The sequence below is a fragment of the Desulfurobacterium crinifex genome, assembly GCF_054656775.1.
The window spans coordinates 80,077-96,095 of record NZ_BAAHXO010000004.1 but is presented as its reverse complement, the minus strand read 5'-3'; the positions used below and the strand labels follow the sequence as shown (position 1 = coordinate 96,095).

Annotated in this window: 17 protein-coding genes; 7 read left to right on the top strand and 10 right to left on the bottom strand. The window is 40.4% G+C overall.

The features are described 5' to 3' along the window. The first annotated feature begins 12 nt into the window (after positions 1-12). Positions 13-543 (top strand): S-adenosylmethionine decarboxylase family protein, encoded by a 531-nt coding sequence (locus ACYQ3A_RS02215; RefSeq protein ID WP_459895298.1) that lies wholly within the window; start codon positions 13-15, stop codon positions 541-543. Here ACYQ3A_RS02215 and rsmI read toward each other — a convergent pair. Both rsmI and ACYQ3A_RS02205 read right to left on the bottom strand, forming a co-directional pair. Continuing rightward, positions 526-1,380 carry a 16S rRNA (cytidine(1402)-2'-O)-methyltransferase gene (gene rsmI / locus ACYQ3A_RS02210; protein ID WP_459895295.1) on the bottom strand — a complete coding sequence of 285 codons (855 nt, stop codon included), beginning with the start codon at positions 1,378-1,380 and terminating at the stop codon, positions 526-528. The genes ACYQ3A_RS02215 and rsmI overlap by 18 nt on opposite strands. Next, complete coding sequence (locus tag ACYQ3A_RS02205) at positions 1,359-1,739, bottom strand: RidA family protein (RefSeq protein ID WP_459895292.1); 381 nt, start codon at positions 1,737-1,739, stop codon at positions 1,359-1,361. The genes rsmI and ACYQ3A_RS02205 overlap by 22 nt, the downstream gene beginning before the upstream one ends. A gap of 204 nt (positions 1,740-1,943) precedes the next feature. Here ACYQ3A_RS02205 and ACYQ3A_RS02200 point away from each other — a divergent pair, with 204 nt between their 5' ends. The 5 genes from ACYQ3A_RS02200 to ACYQ3A_RS02180 are packed head-to-tail and all read left to right on the top strand — an operon-like array spanning position 1,944 to position 7,237. Then, entirely contained in the window at positions 1,944-2,258 is a 315-nt protein-coding gene (locus ACYQ3A_RS02200; RefSeq protein WP_459895289.1) for an ArsR/SmtB family transcription factor, read from the top strand. Positions 2,259-2,263: 5 nt separating this feature from the next. Continuing rightward, positions 2,264-3,103, top strand: a complete 840-nt coding sequence (gene accD, locus ACYQ3A_RS02195) for an acetyl-CoA carboxylase, carboxyltransferase subunit beta (protein ID WP_459895286.1) — start codon at positions 2,264-2,266, stop codon at positions 3,101-3,103. Positions 3,104-3,127: 24 nt separating this feature from the next. Further along, a complete protein-coding gene (locus ACYQ3A_RS02190) occupies positions 3,128-3,373 on the top strand; it encodes a hypothetical protein (protein ID WP_459895283.1) in 246 nt (81 codons plus the stop codon). Further along, positions 3,373-6,546 (top strand): transcription-repair coupling factor, encoded by a 3,174-nt coding sequence (mfd, locus tag ACYQ3A_RS02185; RefSeq protein WP_459895281.1) that lies wholly within the window; start codon positions 3,373-3,375, stop codon positions 6,544-6,546. The genes ACYQ3A_RS02190 and mfd overlap by 1 nt, the downstream gene beginning before the upstream one ends. A gap of 4 nt (positions 6,547-6,550) precedes the next feature. Then, complete coding sequence (locus ACYQ3A_RS02180; protein ID WP_459895278.1) at positions 6,551-7,237, top strand: ankyrin repeat domain-containing protein; 687 nt, start codon at positions 6,551-6,553, stop codon at positions 7,235-7,237. 31 nt (positions 7,238-7,268) lie between these two features. Here ACYQ3A_RS02180 and ACYQ3A_RS02175 read toward each other — a convergent pair whose 3' ends face one another. The 4 genes from ACYQ3A_RS02175 to alr form a co-directional block, all read right to left on the bottom strand. After that, on the bottom strand, positions 7,269-7,490 hold the full coding sequence (locus ACYQ3A_RS02175; protein WP_459895276.1) for a DUF6485 family protein: 222 nt from the start codon (positions 7,488-7,490) through the stop codon (positions 7,269-7,271). 168 nt (positions 7,491-7,658) lie between these two features. Continuing rightward, positions 7,659-8,492, bottom strand: coding sequence for a PHP domain-containing protein (locus ACYQ3A_RS02170; protein WP_459895274.1), 834 nt, complete (start codon positions 8,490-8,492; stop codon positions 7,659-7,661). Continuing rightward, on the bottom strand, positions 8,465-9,274 hold the full coding sequence (locus ACYQ3A_RS02165; protein WP_459895272.1) for a 50S ribosomal protein L11 methyltransferase: 810 nt from the start codon (positions 9,272-9,274) through the stop codon (positions 8,465-8,467). Before ACYQ3A_RS02165 ends, ACYQ3A_RS02170 begins: the two co-directional genes overlap by 28 nt. Next, positions 9,246-10,322, bottom strand: a complete 1,077-nt coding sequence (alr, locus tag ACYQ3A_RS02160) for an alanine racemase (protein WP_459895269.1) — start codon at positions 10,320-10,322, stop codon at positions 9,246-9,248. Before alr ends, ACYQ3A_RS02165 begins: the two co-directional genes overlap by 29 nt. 105 nt (positions 10,323-10,427) lie before the next feature. Here alr and purH point away from each other — a divergent pair, with 105 nt between their 5' ends. Beyond that, entirely contained in the window at positions 10,428-12,023 is a 1,596-nt protein-coding gene (gene purH / locus ACYQ3A_RS02155) for a bifunctional phosphoribosylaminoimidazolecarboxamide formyltransferase/IMP cyclohydrolase (protein WP_459895267.1), read from the top strand. A gap of 26 nt (positions 12,024-12,049) precedes the next feature. On the opposite strand, the gene pstS is transcribed toward purH, so the two are convergent. From pstS to ACYQ3A_RS02135, 4 genes are all read right to left on the bottom strand, one after another. Then, positions 12,050-13,117 carry a phosphate ABC transporter substrate-binding protein PstS gene (gene pstS, locus ACYQ3A_RS02150; protein ID WP_459895265.1) on the bottom strand — a complete coding sequence of 356 codons (1,068 nt, stop codon included), beginning with the start codon at positions 13,115-13,117 and terminating at the stop codon, positions 12,050-12,052. Positions 13,118-13,159: 42 nt separating this feature from the next. Next, the gene (locus ACYQ3A_RS02145; RefSeq protein ID WP_459895263.1) at positions 13,160-14,302 is read right to left on the bottom strand and encodes a hypothetical protein; all 1,143 of its coding nucleotides are present in this window, start codon (positions 14,300-14,302) and stop codon (positions 13,160-13,162) included. 73 nt (positions 14,303-14,375) lie between these two features. Continuing rightward, positions 14,376-15,278, bottom strand: a complete 903-nt coding sequence (locus ACYQ3A_RS02140; protein ID WP_459895260.1) for a sensor histidine kinase — start codon at positions 15,276-15,278, stop codon at positions 14,376-14,378. After that, positions 15,271-15,930, bottom strand: a complete 660-nt coding sequence (locus ACYQ3A_RS02135; protein ID WP_459895257.1) for a response regulator transcription factor — start codon at positions 15,928-15,930, stop codon at positions 15,271-15,273. Before ACYQ3A_RS02135 ends, ACYQ3A_RS02140 begins: the two co-directional genes overlap by 8 nt. Positions 15,931-16,019 lie beyond the last annotated feature (89 nt).

Sequence of the window (16,019 nt, the reverse complement as noted above, 5' to 3'; positions counted from 1 at the left end):
TGGAGGTCTGCCATGGAATTTGTAGGAAGACACATAATGATGGATGCTACAGTTAAGGACATTGGAAGGATTAATGCTATCCAGCCCATCTATGACTACATGGAAGAGCTGGCAAGACAGCTGGACATGACTCTTGTATATCCACCAATCGTTGCAAGATTCCCATTTGCTCAATCTGAGCTTGAACAGTTTGTCAAAAAACTTTCCGAGGAAAACGTAAAGAGTAGAACCTTAGAATTTATGGAAGAAACCCTCAAAAGAAGAGCTACTGAAGATAGTGGAGTTTCTGGTGTTTCTATCTGGCTTGAAAGCCACTGTACAATCCACACCTGGCCTGAAGAAAAATTCTTCAGCCTTGACGCTTACAGCTGTAAGGACTTTGATCCAATGGTTGCCTTTGAGCTTACAATAAAGTGGTTTAACGTCGAATACGCATCTTTTGTTGACGTTGAAAGGTACATTGGAGGGCCTTGCATAATCAAGGCTTATGAATACAAGGACGGCGAACTTAAGCCGTGCGAACCTTCAATCTCTACTAAATAGTTCAATAGCTCTCTTATATACTTGGTTCTTAGGGAGACCTGTCCTCCGACAGGCCTCCTTTACAGCACCTTTTAAAGACATTCCTTCTTCTTTTAAACGAATCAACAAGGAATCCAGGTTTTCTTCTGATTCATTCTCTTGATTATCTGAAGGATAGAATAGAAGAACAAATTCTCCTTTCAGTTTGTTTTTTGATAGAAGCTCTTCAAGAACTTTTTCTGGAGTTCCTTCCAAAAACTCCTCATTTACTTTTGTTATTTCCCTATAAACACCAATCCTTTTCTGAGGAGCTATTTCACTCAAAATTTTCAAGGTTCTGTCCATGCGATGGGGAGACTCATAGGAAACAACAGTATAAGGTAATTTAACAACTTCTTTCAAAGTTTCTCTTAGCTGAGACTCTTTTCTGGGCAGAAATCCAACAAATAGAAACCGATCTGTTGGAAAGCCTGAAGCAGAAACGGCTGCAATTACTGCAGATGGTCCTGGTACTGGAATAACCTCAATTCCCTCTTCTTTAGCAAGTCTTACAATTCTATAACCTGGATCACTAATACATGGAGTCCCCGCATCGGAAACAAGAGCGATGTCTCTTCCTGATAGGAGTTCTTCAACCAGTTTCTTCGAAACCTTCTTTTCATTGTGCTCGTGGTACGGAATAAGCTTTTTCCCGTGGATATCGTAGTAGTTTAAAAGCTTCAAGGTTCTCCTTGTGTCCTCACAAGCAATTATGTCAACTTCTTTCAAAATTCTCAGAGCCCTTAGGGTTATATCTTCAAGATTTCCTATTGGCGTTGCAACAATGTAGAGCCTTCCTAACCTCTCTGGGCTATGCATTCTATCTCCACTTCAGCATTTAATGGCAAATCTGAGACCTCAATAACCGACCTTGCAGGCTTTACAGGACAATCCTTTAAAAACTCACTGTAAATCTTATTAAACTCTGCGAATCTATTTATGTCTTTCAAGAAAACTGTAATCTTTAAAATACTACACTTACTTGCTCCTGCTGTATTCAAAATAGCCTCAAGATTCCTAAGTGCCTGTAAAACCTGATTTTCAAAGCCATTCACAAGTTTTCCGGTTGTCGGGTCTATCCCGAGCTGGCCTGCAGTAAAAACCAGATTGCCGGAAAGAATTCCCTGAGAGTAAGGCCCAACAGGCTCTGGAGCCTTTTTAGTTTTTATTACTTTCATAATTAACTTTCCTCCTGAAAGTTTGGTTCTAATAAAAAGTTTTAACAAAAATAGGTTGAAACTATAATCTTGCAATCTTATATTTTCCATCAATAAAAGTGAAACTGGAATTCTGATTATTTAATATGTTAATTGTTGAGAAATTTGTTTTCCGAATAGAGATTAATTATAATTATCATAAAATAGGATAATTTAGGAGGAAGTATGGCCAGGAAGAAGGAAGAGATTATTTTAGATGACGAAAGGATTGAAGAGGGAGCTGAATGTCTTAAAGCTCTTGCTTCACCTGTAAGGCTAAAAATCCTTTTCACACTGAAAGAAAGACCCATGTGCGTTACAGATCTGGAACAGGAACTGGGAATTTCCCAATCTTCTCTATCACAACATCTCAGAACTCTCAGGTACAAGGGGATAGTTGCAAAAACGAGAAAAGGGAATAAAGTATATTACACTATATCTTCAGATGCTTTTAGAGAACTTTTGAACATTCTACCTCAAATAGCTTGTTTTAGAGGTTAAGATACGTGCTTAAAAAGTTTTTCAGGAAGAAATTGGGCGGAGATCAGAAGCCCCAGTCTCCCGTTCCAACAGGGTTATGGATTAAGTGTGAAAGCTGCAAGGCTCTCCTTTTTAGGGGAGAGCTCGAAAGCAATTTAATGGTCTGTCCAAAGTGTGGTTACCATTTTCCCGTTCCTGCAAAGGACAGACTCTATATGCTCTTTGACAAAGGAACTTTTGAAGAGCTGGATGTAGACTTGGAACCACGGGATATACTGGAATTTGTTGATAGAAAGCCCTATTCTCAAAGGTTAAAAGAGGCTCAGGAAAAAACCGGTTTAAAAGATGCAGTAATCAACGCTAAAGGAAAACTGGACGGTAAAGATGTTTTGATAAGCTGTTTTGACTTCCGCTTTATGGGCGGTAGCATGGGCTCGGTGGTCGGCGAGAAGATAACAAGAAACATAGAAAGGGCTGCTGAAGAGAAGATTCCCTTTATCTGCATCTCTGCTTCTGGTGGAGCAAGGATGCAGGAAGGGGTAATCTCTCTGATGCAGATGGCAAAAACCTCAGCAGCCCTTGCACTCCTTGAGGAAAGGGGGGTTCCTTACATCTCCGTCCTGACCCATCCTACAATGGGCGGAGTGTCGGCGAGCTTTGCTTTCCTTGGGGATGTGATAATCGCAGAGCCGAAGGCTCTTATCGGTTTCGCCGGCCCCCGGGTCATAGAACAAACGATTCGTCAGAAATTACCAAAGGGCTTCCAACGTTCAGAATTCCTATTGGAGCATGGACTTATTGATATGGTAGTTGAAAGAAAAGACCTAAAAAGCACTCTTTCTCAGCTCGTTGAATTGCTGAGTTAGTTCAAATAGATTCTGGAGGAACAGATGGCTTCTAAAGCTGATAAAATCCAGAGACTTGCAAGAACAATTATTGCTGACTTCTTTCTCTACAATCAGGACAAGATAGATCTTGCTCTTAAAAACGACAATCTGTTTGAAATACTGGAAGGAGAGATAGAAGATTCAATAAAGTTCTTTAAGGAACACGTAAAAGGTGGTGATTTAACTGTCTTCTGGGATACCTTATTTAACAGGCTAATGCAGAGAGAAGCAAAACTGATAGAAGGATAATGCTCCAGAGAAATCTGAGGTTACTCAAAGGAAGAATAAAAAGCAGAGAACCCGTCAGGTGTTATAACCTTCCTGGGGGGTCGAAAGGGCTTATTCTAAAGGAAATCAAGGATTTAATATCTCCTTTCCTGTTCTTAGTACCTTCAGAGACAATAGCAGAACCCTTAGCAGAAGATCTAAAAAGAGCCGGATTAAGAGTTTTCTATGTACCTGCCTGGGACGTCCCACCTCTTGATATCTCATCTCCTCTCTCTCTCTACCAGTATAGAAGGCTCAAGGTTCTCTATAAACTTCTTTCTGAACCCTTTGACGTTGTGGTTCTCACTCCACAATCCCTGTTTCAAAAAGTCCTTTCTCCAGACGATTTAATTGAGTACGTAATAGAAATAGAGAGAGAAAAAGAGATTGACTACTCAACCCTTCCCGAAAAGCTCATTATTCTCGGTTACAGGCGGGTTGATAGTGAACCAGAAGAAGGCGAATTCTCTGTAAAAGGAGATACTTTCGAGTTCGTAACTCCTAAAGGGGAAAGGTTTATCGTTGAACTTTTCGGTAACACAGTTGAGAGAATCCTTCTAAATAGTGAAGAGATAGAAAAGTTTGAAATAGTTCCTGTTCTGGAGCTCGTTCAGGACAAAGAGAGATTGAAAAAACTAGAGGAGATATACCCAGAAATTGTTGAAAGGCATCTCCTCCTGGGCGAGATTAGTGGAGCAGAAAAGCTGCTTCCAGAAGTTTTTGACCTTGTTCCAATCTTAGAATACATAGGAGAACTTCCGATAGTCTCTTTTGAACCCGACCAAGTCAGGACTGCTGGGGAGACGTTTATCAGAACAGTTGAAGAGAACTTTGAAACTTTAAAAAGAGAAGAGATTCCATCCTCAAGACCTGAAAAATTTATCTGGAAAACAGATGTAAAACCTCTAATCTCTATATATGAAAAACCTGTTAAAGACGGCATTGATTTTGGAATTAAACCACTTCCATCTGCCAACGATGAAAACATCGAGGAACTTCTGAAATCCCTCGAGGGCTTCAAAATCAGGTTCTTCTATACTTCAGAAACCTTAAAAATAGAAGCAGAAAAGGTCGCAAAGAAAATCGGTCTGAAGCTCATAGCGGAAAAAGGTATCTCTTCCGGTGGTTTCAGGTTAGATGAGAAAAAAGAAGCGTGGCTAACCGAATCTGAAATTATCTTTGAGACAAAGAAAAGGGAAGATATCACAGCATTAGAGCCAGGAACTCTTGTTGTTCACAGGGATTATGGAATTGGCATCTTTCAGGGTATAACGAGCAGAGAGATTGGTAGTAAGACTTATGACTTTATTGAGATAGAGTATGCGGGAGGAGAGAAACTCTATGCTCCTTTTACCCAGATAGACAGAATTTACAGGTATTCAGGCTACAAAGGAAAGTCTCCAAAGCTTGATAGGCTTGGAGGTACTTCCTGGAAAAACCTTGAGAGAAAGATAAAAGCCTCACTCATAAAGTTTGCAAAAGAGCTTGCAGAACTTTATAAAGAGAGGAAAACAGCAAAGGGTGAAAAGATAGTAGGCGACGAAACTCTCCTGAGAGAGTTCGAGAGACGTTTTCCTTACAAGCCTACTCCCGATCAGCTAAAGGCAATCAAAGATGTTTACAGGGATATGGAATCTGAAAAGCCAATGGACAGACTTATCTGTGGGGATGTGGGCTATGGAAAAACTGAAGTTGCAATGAGAGCTGCCATGAAGGCAGTCTCAGCTGGAAAACAGGTAGCCTTAATAGCCCCAACAACAATTCTTGCAGACCAGCATTACAGAACCTTTAAAAAGAGGTTTAAAGGCTTTCCAGTCAATATAGAAGTGATTTCCAGATTTAGAAGCAAAAAGGAGCAGAAAGAGATACTCGAAAAACTTAAAAAGGGAGAAATAGACATAATTATCGGGACTCACAGACTGACTCAAGACGACGTTGAGTTCAAGAATTTAGGACTCTTGATAATAGATGAAGAGCACCGCTTTGGAGTAAAGACAAAGGAAAAATTGACAAAACTTAAAAAGAACCTTGATGTTCTCTACCTTTCCGCAACTCCAATTCCAAGAACCCTCTACTCTGCCCTCTCTGGTTTCCGAGACATCTCTGTTATTGAGACTCCACCTGCTGGAAGGAGAGGAACCAAAGTTGTCGTTTCAAAATACTCTGACAAAATTTTGAAAACAGCAATCGAAAGGGAACTTGAAAGAAACGGTCAAATTTTCATAGTCCAGAACGATATTGATGAGTTAGAACCTCTAAAGCAGAAAATTGAAGAAATGTTCCCAGGTATTTCCGTTGATATTGTTCACGGCCAGATGAAGGCAGACAAAATTGAAAGAGTAATGCACAGCTTCTTTGAGGGAGACATAAAAATTCTCGTCTCTACCTCAATTGTTGAGTCAGGCCTTGATGTTCCGTCGGCAAACACCCTAATCGTCATTGGAGCTGAAAGGTTTGGACTTTCTCAACTCTATCAACTTAGAGGAAGAGTAGGAAGGGGAATCGAAAAAGGATACTGTTACCTTTTAACCTCTCCAAAGAGCAAGCTTACCCCGGAAGCTGTCAAGAGACTTGAGGCTATGAAGAAGATTTCTCCCCTTGGTGGTGGTTTCCAGCTTGCAATGAAAGATTTAGAGATAAGAGGGGCTGGTACTCTTCTCGGTCCAAAACAGAGCGGATTTGTCAATACTGTTGGACTGGACTTGTATCTCAAACTCTTTGAAGAGGTAACAACTGAGAGGGAAGAAGAGGATGTCGAGATAAACATTCCAGTAGAAGCATTCATCCCTGAAGACTACATAGAGGACACAAAAGAAAGACTTAAAATTTATGGAGAGCTTTCAAAGAGTGAAAATCCTGAAGAGGTCTTGAGGGAAATAGAGAAAATCCACGGAGCAATTCCGGATCCCCTCGTAAACATGTTCAAAATCATGAAGATAAAGAAACTGGCAAAAGAAATAGGAATAAAAGAAGTTACAATGACTCCTTCTGGAAAAATTATACTGAGTTTTGGTGAATCTCCTGCCATTTCCCCAGAAAAACTTGTAGAATTTGTAAAATCTAAGGGTGCTACTTTTACTCCTGATAAGAAACTATACACTGAAGCTGAAAATCTGGACGAGCTAATAAAAATTCTTGAAGAGATAAAGGAGTAGAAAAATGAAAAAACTACTGGCTGCTTCTACCGCAGCACTCATTCTAATTTCATTTCCAGCAATCACTCTTGGCGAAACCCAGACTCAAACCGTTCAGATTGACAAGAAAACAAAAAGAGAGTTCTTCAGAGCAGTTAGAGAAGGTAAGGTTGAAAAGGTAAAAGAACTTCTGAGCAGTGGTGTTCCTGTCGACATTGGAGACAAGTTTAACTGGACAGCTCTTTTCTACGCAGCAGACTCAAACAATGTGGAGCTCGCAAAGCTTCTCCTTGAAAAAGGAGCAAACATTGGTGTAAAAGACTACTTTGAAATTACACCTCTTCACCAAGCAGCAATCAGAAACAGTTTGCAGGTTGCCAAACTTCTTGTCGAACACGGAGCGGACGTAAACGCAAAAGACAAGTATGGTTACACTCCTCTTCACCTTGCTGCCATCTACAACAGCTATTCTGTTGCTAAGTTCCTCATAGAGAAAGGAGCAGATGTAAACGCAAAGGATAACTACGGGAACACTCCCCTCCACTACTGTGCAACAACAAGGGGAACTGCGAGAATTGTAAAACTTCTTCTTGAAAACGGTGCAGACCCAACAATTAAGAACAACAGAGGTAAAACGCCCCTTGATCTTGCAAACGACGTTAAGAACTATAGGGTTTCCAATCTGATTATTAAATACATGCAAAAGAAATAGGAGAAGGGGGCTTTCCCCCTTTCCATTAGTTTTAACTTCTTACCAATTTATATCCCAGTTTTTCTGCCCAAACTTGAAGGAAAAATTCCAACGAACGGTTATATTGCTTTTCAGCTTCAGGCGGGAATAAACAACCGGGAATTTCTCCTCTTTCACGGTGGGATCTTATGCAGTCGCAACAAATACCTCGTTTATTACAGTACACATAGGTGCAGGCACAAGATTTAAGATTCTCTTCCCTTTTGCACTCCATGTGTTTTCCTCCTGTTTCTGAGCTTCAAAATGCGTAGCACTTATTTCCCGTTTCACATCTCGCGTCTCTCGTCACTTACCAGGAAACCCTAATAACTCCCTTTGCGAAAGGAAGAATCAAAAATTTGTCTTACAATATTTTAGTACGCTTATAAGTAATACAAAGTATTCAAATGGGGAAATGTATATCTGAAACGGTAATATTGATAAATCCAAGTTCTATACAGGGCTTATTCTCGCCGTGAAAATCAGAACCTCCAGTGAAGTATAGGTCTAAACTTTCGCACATTTCCCTGAACGTCAAAACGTCTTCGGGTTTGTGGTTGTAATGGAATATTTCGAGTCCTGAGATTTTTTCATTTTTTGCACACTTTAAAAGACAATAGAGCTCCCTATATGAGAGTTTGAGAGAAACCGGATGAGCAATGACTGCTATGCCGCCAGCTTCATCTATAAGCCTGGTTATTTCCTTGTAGTCAAGTTTTTCTCTCTTGACTTTTAAAGAAGAAAGGAAATCAATTGCTTCTTCTCTGTCCTGAAAGTAACCTCTGTCTATCAAGACTTTTGCTATGTTGGGCTTTCCAAAGTTTGTTCCATACTTTGAGACCATTTCTTCGTAGTTAATGTTGTATCCCAGATCTTCAAGTTTTGATAGGAGTTCTTCATTTCTCTTTTTTCTCGAGTCCTGAAAAAAGGCAGTCAGTTCCTTCAAAGGTTCAGAGTCAATATCAACGTAGTAACCCAAAATATGAAACTCTCTCCTCCCTTCACCAAGGAAGGAGGTATCCGCCGTTACTTCAATACCGGGAATGACTTTTACGCCCAATCTTTTTCCTTCTTCGATAGCTTCTCTGACCCCGCAAACAGTATCGTGATCTGTAAGGGAAAAGATGTAAATTCCTTTTTCCTTTGACTTTCTTACCACTTCCCGTGGAGCTAAAGATCCATCAGAAGCTGTGGAATGGCTGTGGAGATCTACTTTCTGCAGAGGAAAGCTATCCATTCTCTTTCTCCTGCTTCTTCAAGGAGTTCAAGTCCTGCTCTCTCAAGGGTTCTTACAAATTCATCTCTCTGGCTTTTCAGTATTCCAGAAAAGATAACAGTTCCTTTTGCTTTTTCAACAATTCCTGGAATTAAAGGTTCTAAAAGATGTTTCTCAATGTTTGCAACAACAATGTCAAATTTGCCTTCAACATCCTCAATACTTCCAATAACGACTTCTATATTGGAAACTTCGTTGAGTTCACTGTTGAGTGCAACTTCTTCAACGACCTCTTTCTGGATATCACAGCCAACAACTTTTTTAGTTCCGAGCTTTTTAGCAAGAATTGAAAGGATACCGCTTCCGCATCCAACATCTAAAAAGGAATCTCCTGGTTTAAGAACCCTTTCAATAAACCTCATTGATAGTTTGGTTGTCTCGTGAGTCCCTGTTCCAAAGGTCTGTCCGGGATAGATGTAGATTGGAATCGAGTCTTCAGGAACTTGAAATTCCCCTTTCATCCATGATGGAACTACCCAGATTTTCTCGGAAACCTTAACAGGCTTAAAGTACTTCTTCCATTCCTCGTTCCAGTTTCTCTCCTGTAAAGAAGATTGAGAAATCAGGTATATAGAAATTTCCTCAGGCAGGTTAATCTCCTCTTCAAAATAGGCTTTAAATCTGACTCTATCTCCCTCAGAAACTATTTCTGTTCCGAGAGTCTTAAGGGAAAAAAGCTGTTCTTCCACTATTTCAAATTTTTCTCTCGGCACTTCAAACTCGTAAACTTTGTACTCCTTCATAGTAGATCCTCTTCACCCTTGGGCTGATATCACACATGATTTCATAGGAAATTGTTCCAGCTTTTTCTGCAATTTCGTTGAAGGTTAATTCCTCTCCACTGATGAGTGCAGTATCACCCTTTTTGACGTCCACTTTTTCAACGGAAACAACCGTCATATCCATGCAGACTCTTCCCCTTATTGGACACCTTATGCCGTTTATGAGAACTTCACCACGATTGGAGAGAGTTCTCAGTAAACCGTCGGCATAACCGAAACTGATCACTGCAATTTTTTCCCTTTCTGAAGTCCTGTAGGTTTTAGAATAGGAAACGGGAAAGTCTGCAGGGAGCTCCTTTACACTTATGACTTTAGCCTTTACTTCCATTACCTGCCTTAAATCGGCTGAATAGCCCTCATAAGGTTTTGAACCGTACAGAGCAAGTCCAACTCTGCAATGGGTAAGAATGGAGTCAAACTTCTCTGGAACAGCTGCGCTGTTGTCTATGTGGACTTTTATGTCTGGTTTCAATTGCGATAGTCTACGCGCAAAGGAGAGGAATTTCTCAAACTGTTTCTGAGTAAACTCTTTATCCTCATCAGCTGAAGAGAAGTGGCTCATAACACCTTCAACATTTGAACCATCAAGCTCCAGAATTAACCTCTTCCAGTCATCCTCTAAAAAGCCAAGTCTTCCCATTCCTGTATCAACTTTTATGTGGAAAGGAATTCCAAGCTCTTTGACAAGTTTTAAATCCTCAAAGTCAAAAATGACGGGAATCAGATTGTAATTAACAGCTTCTCTGTATCCCTCTTCAAGGTGGGAAGCCATAACAAGGATTTCTCTTCCTATTCCTGCTTCCCTGAGCTCTGCTCCTTCTTCAAAGGTTGCAACCGCAAAACCGTAAACGTCGCTGTTCTTTTCCAGAAACTTTGAAACCTCTACGCTTCCATGACCATAAGCGTTGGCTTTAACAACGGCAAAAATCTTTTTTTTCTTAGCAAGTTTTTTTATCTCCCTGTAGTTGTGAAGAAGCCTATCAAGGTGAACTTCTGCCCATCTAAGCATTTTTTTCCTTCGCGGTTGAATCCAGAAATTGCTCTAAAGAAAATTTCACTAATTCTATCACCCTCTGTTATCATTTACCAGCAAATTGCTTAAAAGGAGGTTGGAGTGAAACCTGTAAGGGCGATTATTTCTGTTTCTGATAAGACAGGAGTTGTGGAATTTGCAAAGGAGCTTTCAAGTCTTGGTGTTGAAATTATCTCAACCGGTGGAACTGCAAAGCTCTTAAAAGAGGCAGGAATCCCAGTTAAGGAGATCTCTGACCTGACAGGATTTCCAGAGATAATGGAAGGAAGAGTCAAGACACTCCATCCAAAGGTTCACGGCGGAATCCTTGCGAAGAGGGACAATGAAGAGCACATAAAGGCAATGGAAGAGTTGGGAATTGAGAGAATCGATATGGTGGTTGTAAACTTGTATCCCTTCAAAGAGACAGTTGCAAAGGGTGCAGATCTTGAGGAAATAATTGAAAACATAGATATTGGCGGTCCAACAATGGTAAGGGCTGCTGCTAAAAACTATAAATACGTTGCTATCGTTACAGACCCAAAAGACTATCCAGAGATAATAAAGGAGCTCAAGGAAACTGGAGAGATTTCTCTCAAAACCCGTTTCAACCTCGCAAGGAAGGCTTTTAACCTGACTGCTCACTACGATGCACTGATTTCGGACTTCCTCTACTCGATTGACGAAAATGGAAATGAAATCCACTGCAGAGAGCTGAGAAATCCTCTAACAATTACCTTTGAAAAAGTTCAGGATCTGAGATACGGTGAAAATCCACACCAGAGAGGAGCTTTTTACAGAGAAGTTTTTGTTAAAGAACCTTGTGTAACAAGGGCTGAGAAGCTCCATGGAGAGAAGGAGCTTTCCTTTAACAATATTTACGACCTCGATGGTGCTTTAAACCTTGTCCTTGAGTTTGATCCTGAGGAGGATGGTATAGCCTGTGCAATCATCAAACACGCTAACCCGTGCGGAATGGCACTTGGGAAAAGCGTAGAAGAAGCTTACGAAAAAGCTTTAAAAGTTGACCCACTCTCTGCCTTTGGTGGAATCATAGCTTTCAACACAAAAGTAACTCCAGAAGCTGCAAAACTTATAACTGAAAGGTTCTATGAGTGCATAATAGCTCCAGACTACGACGAGGAAGCTCTTGAAATTCTGAAGACAAAGAGAAACTTAAGAGTTCTGACAACAAAAGGGCTTGAAGGTCTGGAAAGGAAGGGTATTGACTCTCCATTTGAGTACAGAAGAGTCGTTGGTGGGCTCTTAGTTCAAGACAGAGACTTGATAACCGTTGATCCTGAAAAACTGAAAGTTGTCACAGATAGAGAGCCAACAGAGAAAGAATGGAAAGATCTTCTTTTCGCCTTTAAGGTTGTAAAGTGGGTTAAGTCAAATTCTGTAGTTTATGCAAAAGATGGTGTTGCAGTTGGAATCGGCGTGGGTCAAACATCAAGGGTAGATTCTGCCCGCTGTGCGGCGGAGAAGGCAAAGCTAATGGGACTTGACATTAGTGGTTCTGTCCTTGCTTCTGAAGCTTTCTTCCCATTCAGAGACAGCGTTGATGAAGCTGCAAAGGTTGGAGTAACTGCAATAATTCAACCTGGTGGTTCAATAAGGGATAACGAAGTAATTGAAGCTGCAAACGAACACGGAATGGCAATGGTATTTACAGGAATCAGACATTTTAGACATTAGATCAAAGGGGGCGGAAGCCCCCGTTCTTACTTCAATACAACTTCTTTCCAGTAATTTCTAATTTCTGTTTTCACGTTTTCTGGAAGTGGAACGTATCCAAGCTTAATAGCTGTGTTATCTCCATTTGTAAATGTCCAATCAAAGAAATCAATTACAAGTTTGTTTTTCTCTTTCTTCTCTTTTGGAAGGAGAATTACACTTGTAGCTGTAAGTGGCCAGCTGTCTTTTCCGGGTTGAAGCAGGAGATTACCTTCGAGATAAAAGTGGCTTTTCATATTCCAGTTAGCATGTGAAGCAGCAGCTTTGAATGCTTCTTCTGTTGGCTTAACAAAGTTCCCTCCCTTTGTCTGGAGCTGAGCGGCAGATAGTTTGTTCTGAAGCTTGTAGGCATACTCAACGTAGCCAATAGCACCCGGAGTCTGTTTAACGTAGTTTGTCACACCAGCGTTACCTTTAGCCCCAATTCCTGTAGGCCAGTTCACGACCTTTCCGTACCCAACCTTATCCTTCCACTCTGGACAGATGTTGCTCAGCCAGTAGGAAAAGTTCCAGGTTGTTCCTGAACCTTCAGACCTGTGTACCACAGTAACCCTTTGGTGAGGTAGTTTGATGTTCGGGTTGTCTTTCTTAATCTCTTCATTGTCCCAGTACTTGATTTTACCCATGAAGAGATCACAAACTGCTCTGTTTGAGAGTTTGAGCTCTGTGTCTCCAACACCAGGCAGGTTGTAAACGACTACGATAGAACCGATAATTGCTGGAAACTGGTAGAGCTTTCTCTTGTCCAACTCTTCTGGTGGGAGCATCTTGTCTGAACCACCAAAGTCAATAGTCCTTTCTGTCACCTGTCTAATACCGCCACCAGAACCAATTCCTTGATAGTTAACTTTTACTCCTGTAGCCTTTTCATAGTCCTTTGCCCAGTTTACATAAACAGGATAAGGGAATGTTGCTCCAGCTCCGTTAATTGCGATTTTTTTAGCTGCTCTTTTTTCTGTTCTACTTTCCTCTTTTTGTCCCCCTCCAAAACAGCCTGAAAGAATAAGAGCTGGAAGTGCAACTGCTAAGAGTTTCCTTCCTTTTTCATTTAACATTTCTAACTCCTCCTAAATCTAAATTTTCGGTTCACTTTTAATTTACCACTTGACCTCTGCCACCGCCATAAGTGTACTCTTGTCGCTTCCTGCGTCGTCTATAACTCTCTCGTGGGCGAGAGTAAATTTCAGATGGCTATTTAGCCTATAAAATGCACCGTAAATGAATTGATCTCTTTCGTCATTTGATTTATCATCGTCAGGATCCCAGTGGTCGTACCTCGCAAGAATACCGAGCGGATATCCTATGAAAGGCTTCAACTTCAAGTCTCCGTTGATTGAGTAACCTTTTTGGTCAGTGTCATCTCCTTCATAGTTGTCAAGATTATTCCAGATGTACTGAGCAGCGACTAAGAAATAGGGATTGTTGTAAACAGCATGAACCTGGTAAATGTGTCTATCGTAATTTTCATCTTTATGGTCAAAAGAGTGGACTGTGTGTCCTGAGATTGTAAATCCATCAAAGAGATTTAAAGAGAGCCTTCCTTCAAGGGATTTACCAAAGTGTTCACTGTTCTCCTCTTCGTGATAACCTTCGCCGTTGAAGACACCTACTTCCCATGAAGCTATTCCGTATTTACCTTTAAAGTTAGCTCCAATATCTGCAGAGTTTATGAGATGAGCTCCACCACTACTTTCTATAAAAGTTTTTTCAAGGTCTCTATGAAGCCAACCGTGGTGCTCTTCCCAGTCAATCCAAGGTCTGTGAGCCATACCAAGTTCTACCCCTGTGTGGGGAAGAACATCATGAAGGTAAACATAAGCGTATTTAAGTCTTGCAACGTAAGAACCTTTATCCACATCGGAATCTTGCTTAACGTCTAAGGTTGTTCTAAAGTAATCTTTGTCGTTAAAGTATCCGCGAACTTCGAGATAGTTTCTCGTAATTTTGAATGCGTTGTGTTCACTTTTATTCTGCATATCATAATCCCAGTGGATGTAGGCCTTTCCTTCAATCTTTATCTTTTTATCTTTTGAAACAACAGGAGTTCCTTTTGCTGCTGGAACTTCAATTTTCACAGCTTTCCTTCCAGGACCGGGAGTAAGGTAAAGTCTTCCATCTTCGTCAACATAAAGTTGCTTTACAGGTACTCCACCAATTAAAACTGTGGCTTCTTCAGCATTGGATGGAACTGCCATTCCAATTAAAAGAAGAGCAGAAGCTAAAAATAGTGCTTTTCTCATTACTATCCTCCTCATTAATTGTTTGAGAAAAGTTTAATTTGGAAAGTGTTAAGAAAGTGTTAAGGATTCCTGTTCAAAGAGATATTCTGATAGTAAATGTCGTCCCCTCTCCCTCTTCAGATTCAACTTCAATTTCCCAACCGTGGTACTTGACTATCTCTTTTACAACTGAAAGTCCTATTCCATGGCCATCACTTTCAGGAGATTTGAAGTATTTCTGGAATATCTGATTCTTGAACTCCTCTTTTATTCCAATGCCTGTATCTCTGACAATCAGCAAAACTGCTTTTCCGGTAGCTTTTAGAACAACTTCCACTTCACCCTTTTTCGTAAACTTTATAGCGTTGTCAATGAGGTTTCTAATAAGTTGTTCAACTAAAATTCTTTCACAGGGAACAGAAATCTCCTCAAGAGAAGTCTTTAGCTCTATTTCTTTTTTTCTGGCTTTTTCATGAAAACCCTTTAGAGCACTCAGGATAACCTCTTTTAAATGGCACTCTCTAAGCTCCTTTTCCTTTGAAACAAGTTTTTCCAATCCTGAAAGAATTTCTATCATTTTCAAAGTTTTCTCGTGTATCTCTTCCAGAACTTCTCTTTCTTCGCAATCCATGTAAGAGAGCAGGTACTCCACATTTCCTCTTATTACAGTAATTGGCGTTCTGAGCTCATGGGACAGAGTTGTTACCAGATCCTTTTTAATCTTTCCAAGTTTTTTCTCGCATGTAATATCGATCCTCTGCATCAGAAAAAGGTCATCTTCAATCCTGAATATTTTAAACAGATAGTGATTCTCTTTTTCCTCTATCTGAAACATCGAAAATCCTGAGTCTTGAGCCTCCCTAAACCCCTGAATTGTTTCAGCGTATGGAAAAATGTCCCAGATTTTCTTCTGACTGCCTATCAGAAAGCCTTTTCTATTAAGGAAATAAATGTCCTCTGCTGTTTTCTGAATCTTTTCAAGAAGTTTTTTACTCAAACCTATATCCTACTCCCCACACGGTTTTAATTCTATCCCCATACTTTCCCAATTTATCCCTCAGATGCTTTATATGAACATCAACTGTTCTCTTTGAAACGGCAGAGCTGTTCCAGACTTTCAAGAGCAAAAGTTCCTTCGGTACGGTTTCTCCCCTATTTTCAACCAGAATTCTTAAAAGCCCCAGCTCTTTCCTTGTTAACTTTATACTTTCTCCTTCTATAATCACAGAATCTTTTTTGAAGATAAAACTTCCTATGAAAGGCTTGGAAAAACCAGTTTCCCGTCTCCTGAGTAGAGCTCTAATCCTTGCAAGAAGCTCTCTGATTCCAAAAGGTTTTGTCACATAATCGTCAGCTCCACTATCAAGACCTGCAACTTTATTATCCTCTGCAGAAAGGGCAGTAAGCATCAGAATCGGGATATTTATTCCTCTTTCCCTCAAAAACTTACAGGTTTCAACTCCACTCATACCCGGAAGCATTACGTCAAGAATAATTAGGTCATACTCCTTACCGTATTCACAGAGTTCATTAACAAGCAATTCACCGGTGGAGTAAACCTTAACCTCAAACCCCTCTTTTGAAAGGATCTTCTTCAACAGATTCCCAATGGAGATATCATCCTCAACAACTGCAATTCTTGTAACCACACTTTTCCTCAGTTCAATTAGAACTTCCCATACTATATCACAGGCATTAGAATAGAAAAAAGCTGGTATAAAATATCTCCTACCTTTGA

Bases quoted from the DNA above. Each gene is read 5' to 3' on its own strand.
- ACYQ3A_RS02145 (WP_459895263.1), bottom strand. From the start codon at position 14,302: ATGAGAAAAGCACTATTTTTAGCTTCTGCTCTTCTTTTAATTGGAATG.
- pstS (WP_459895265.1), bottom strand. From the start codon at position 13,117: ATGTTAAATGAAAAAGGAAGGAAACTCTTAGCAGTTGCACTTCCAGCT.
- alr (WP_459895269.1), bottom strand. From the start codon at position 10,322: ATGCTTAGATGGGCAGAAGTTCACCTTGATAGGCTTCTTCACAACTAC.
- rsmI (WP_459895295.1), bottom strand. From the start codon at position 1,380: ATGCATAGCCCAGAGAGGTTAGGAAGGCTCTACATTGTTGCAACGCCA.
- ACYQ3A_RS02200 (WP_459895289.1), top strand. From the start codon at position 1,944: ATGGCCAGGAAGAAGGAAGAGATTATTTTAGATGACGAAAGGATTGAA.
- ACYQ3A_RS02180 (WP_459895278.1), top strand. From the start codon at position 6,551: ATGAAAAAACTACTGGCTGCTTCTACCGCAGCACTCATTCTAATTTCA.
- ACYQ3A_RS02170 (WP_459895274.1), bottom strand. From the start codon at position 8,492: ATGGATAGCTTTCCTCTGCAGAAAGTAGATCTCCACAGCCATTCCACA.
- ACYQ3A_RS02205 (WP_459895292.1), bottom strand. From the start codon at position 1,739: ATGAAAGTAATAAAAACTAAAAAGGCTCCAGAGCCTGTTGGGCCTTAC.
- ACYQ3A_RS02165 (WP_459895272.1), bottom strand. From the start codon at position 9,274: ATGAAGGAGTACAAAGTTTACGAGTTTGAAGTGCCGAGAGAAAAATTT.
- ACYQ3A_RS02190 (WP_459895283.1), top strand. From the start codon at position 3,128: ATGGCTTCTAAAGCTGATAAAATCCAGAGACTTGCAAGAACAATTATT.
- mfd (WP_459895281.1), top strand. From the start codon at position 3,373: ATGCTCCAGAGAAATCTGAGGTTACTCAAAGGAAGAATAAAAAGCAGA.
- ACYQ3A_RS02215 (WP_459895298.1), top strand. From the start codon at position 13: ATGGAATTTGTAGGAAGACACATAATGATGGATGCTACAGTTAAGGAC.
- ACYQ3A_RS02175 (WP_459895276.1), bottom strand. From the start codon at position 7,490: ATGGAGTGCAAAAGGGAAGAGAATCTTAAATCTTGTGCCTGCACCTAT.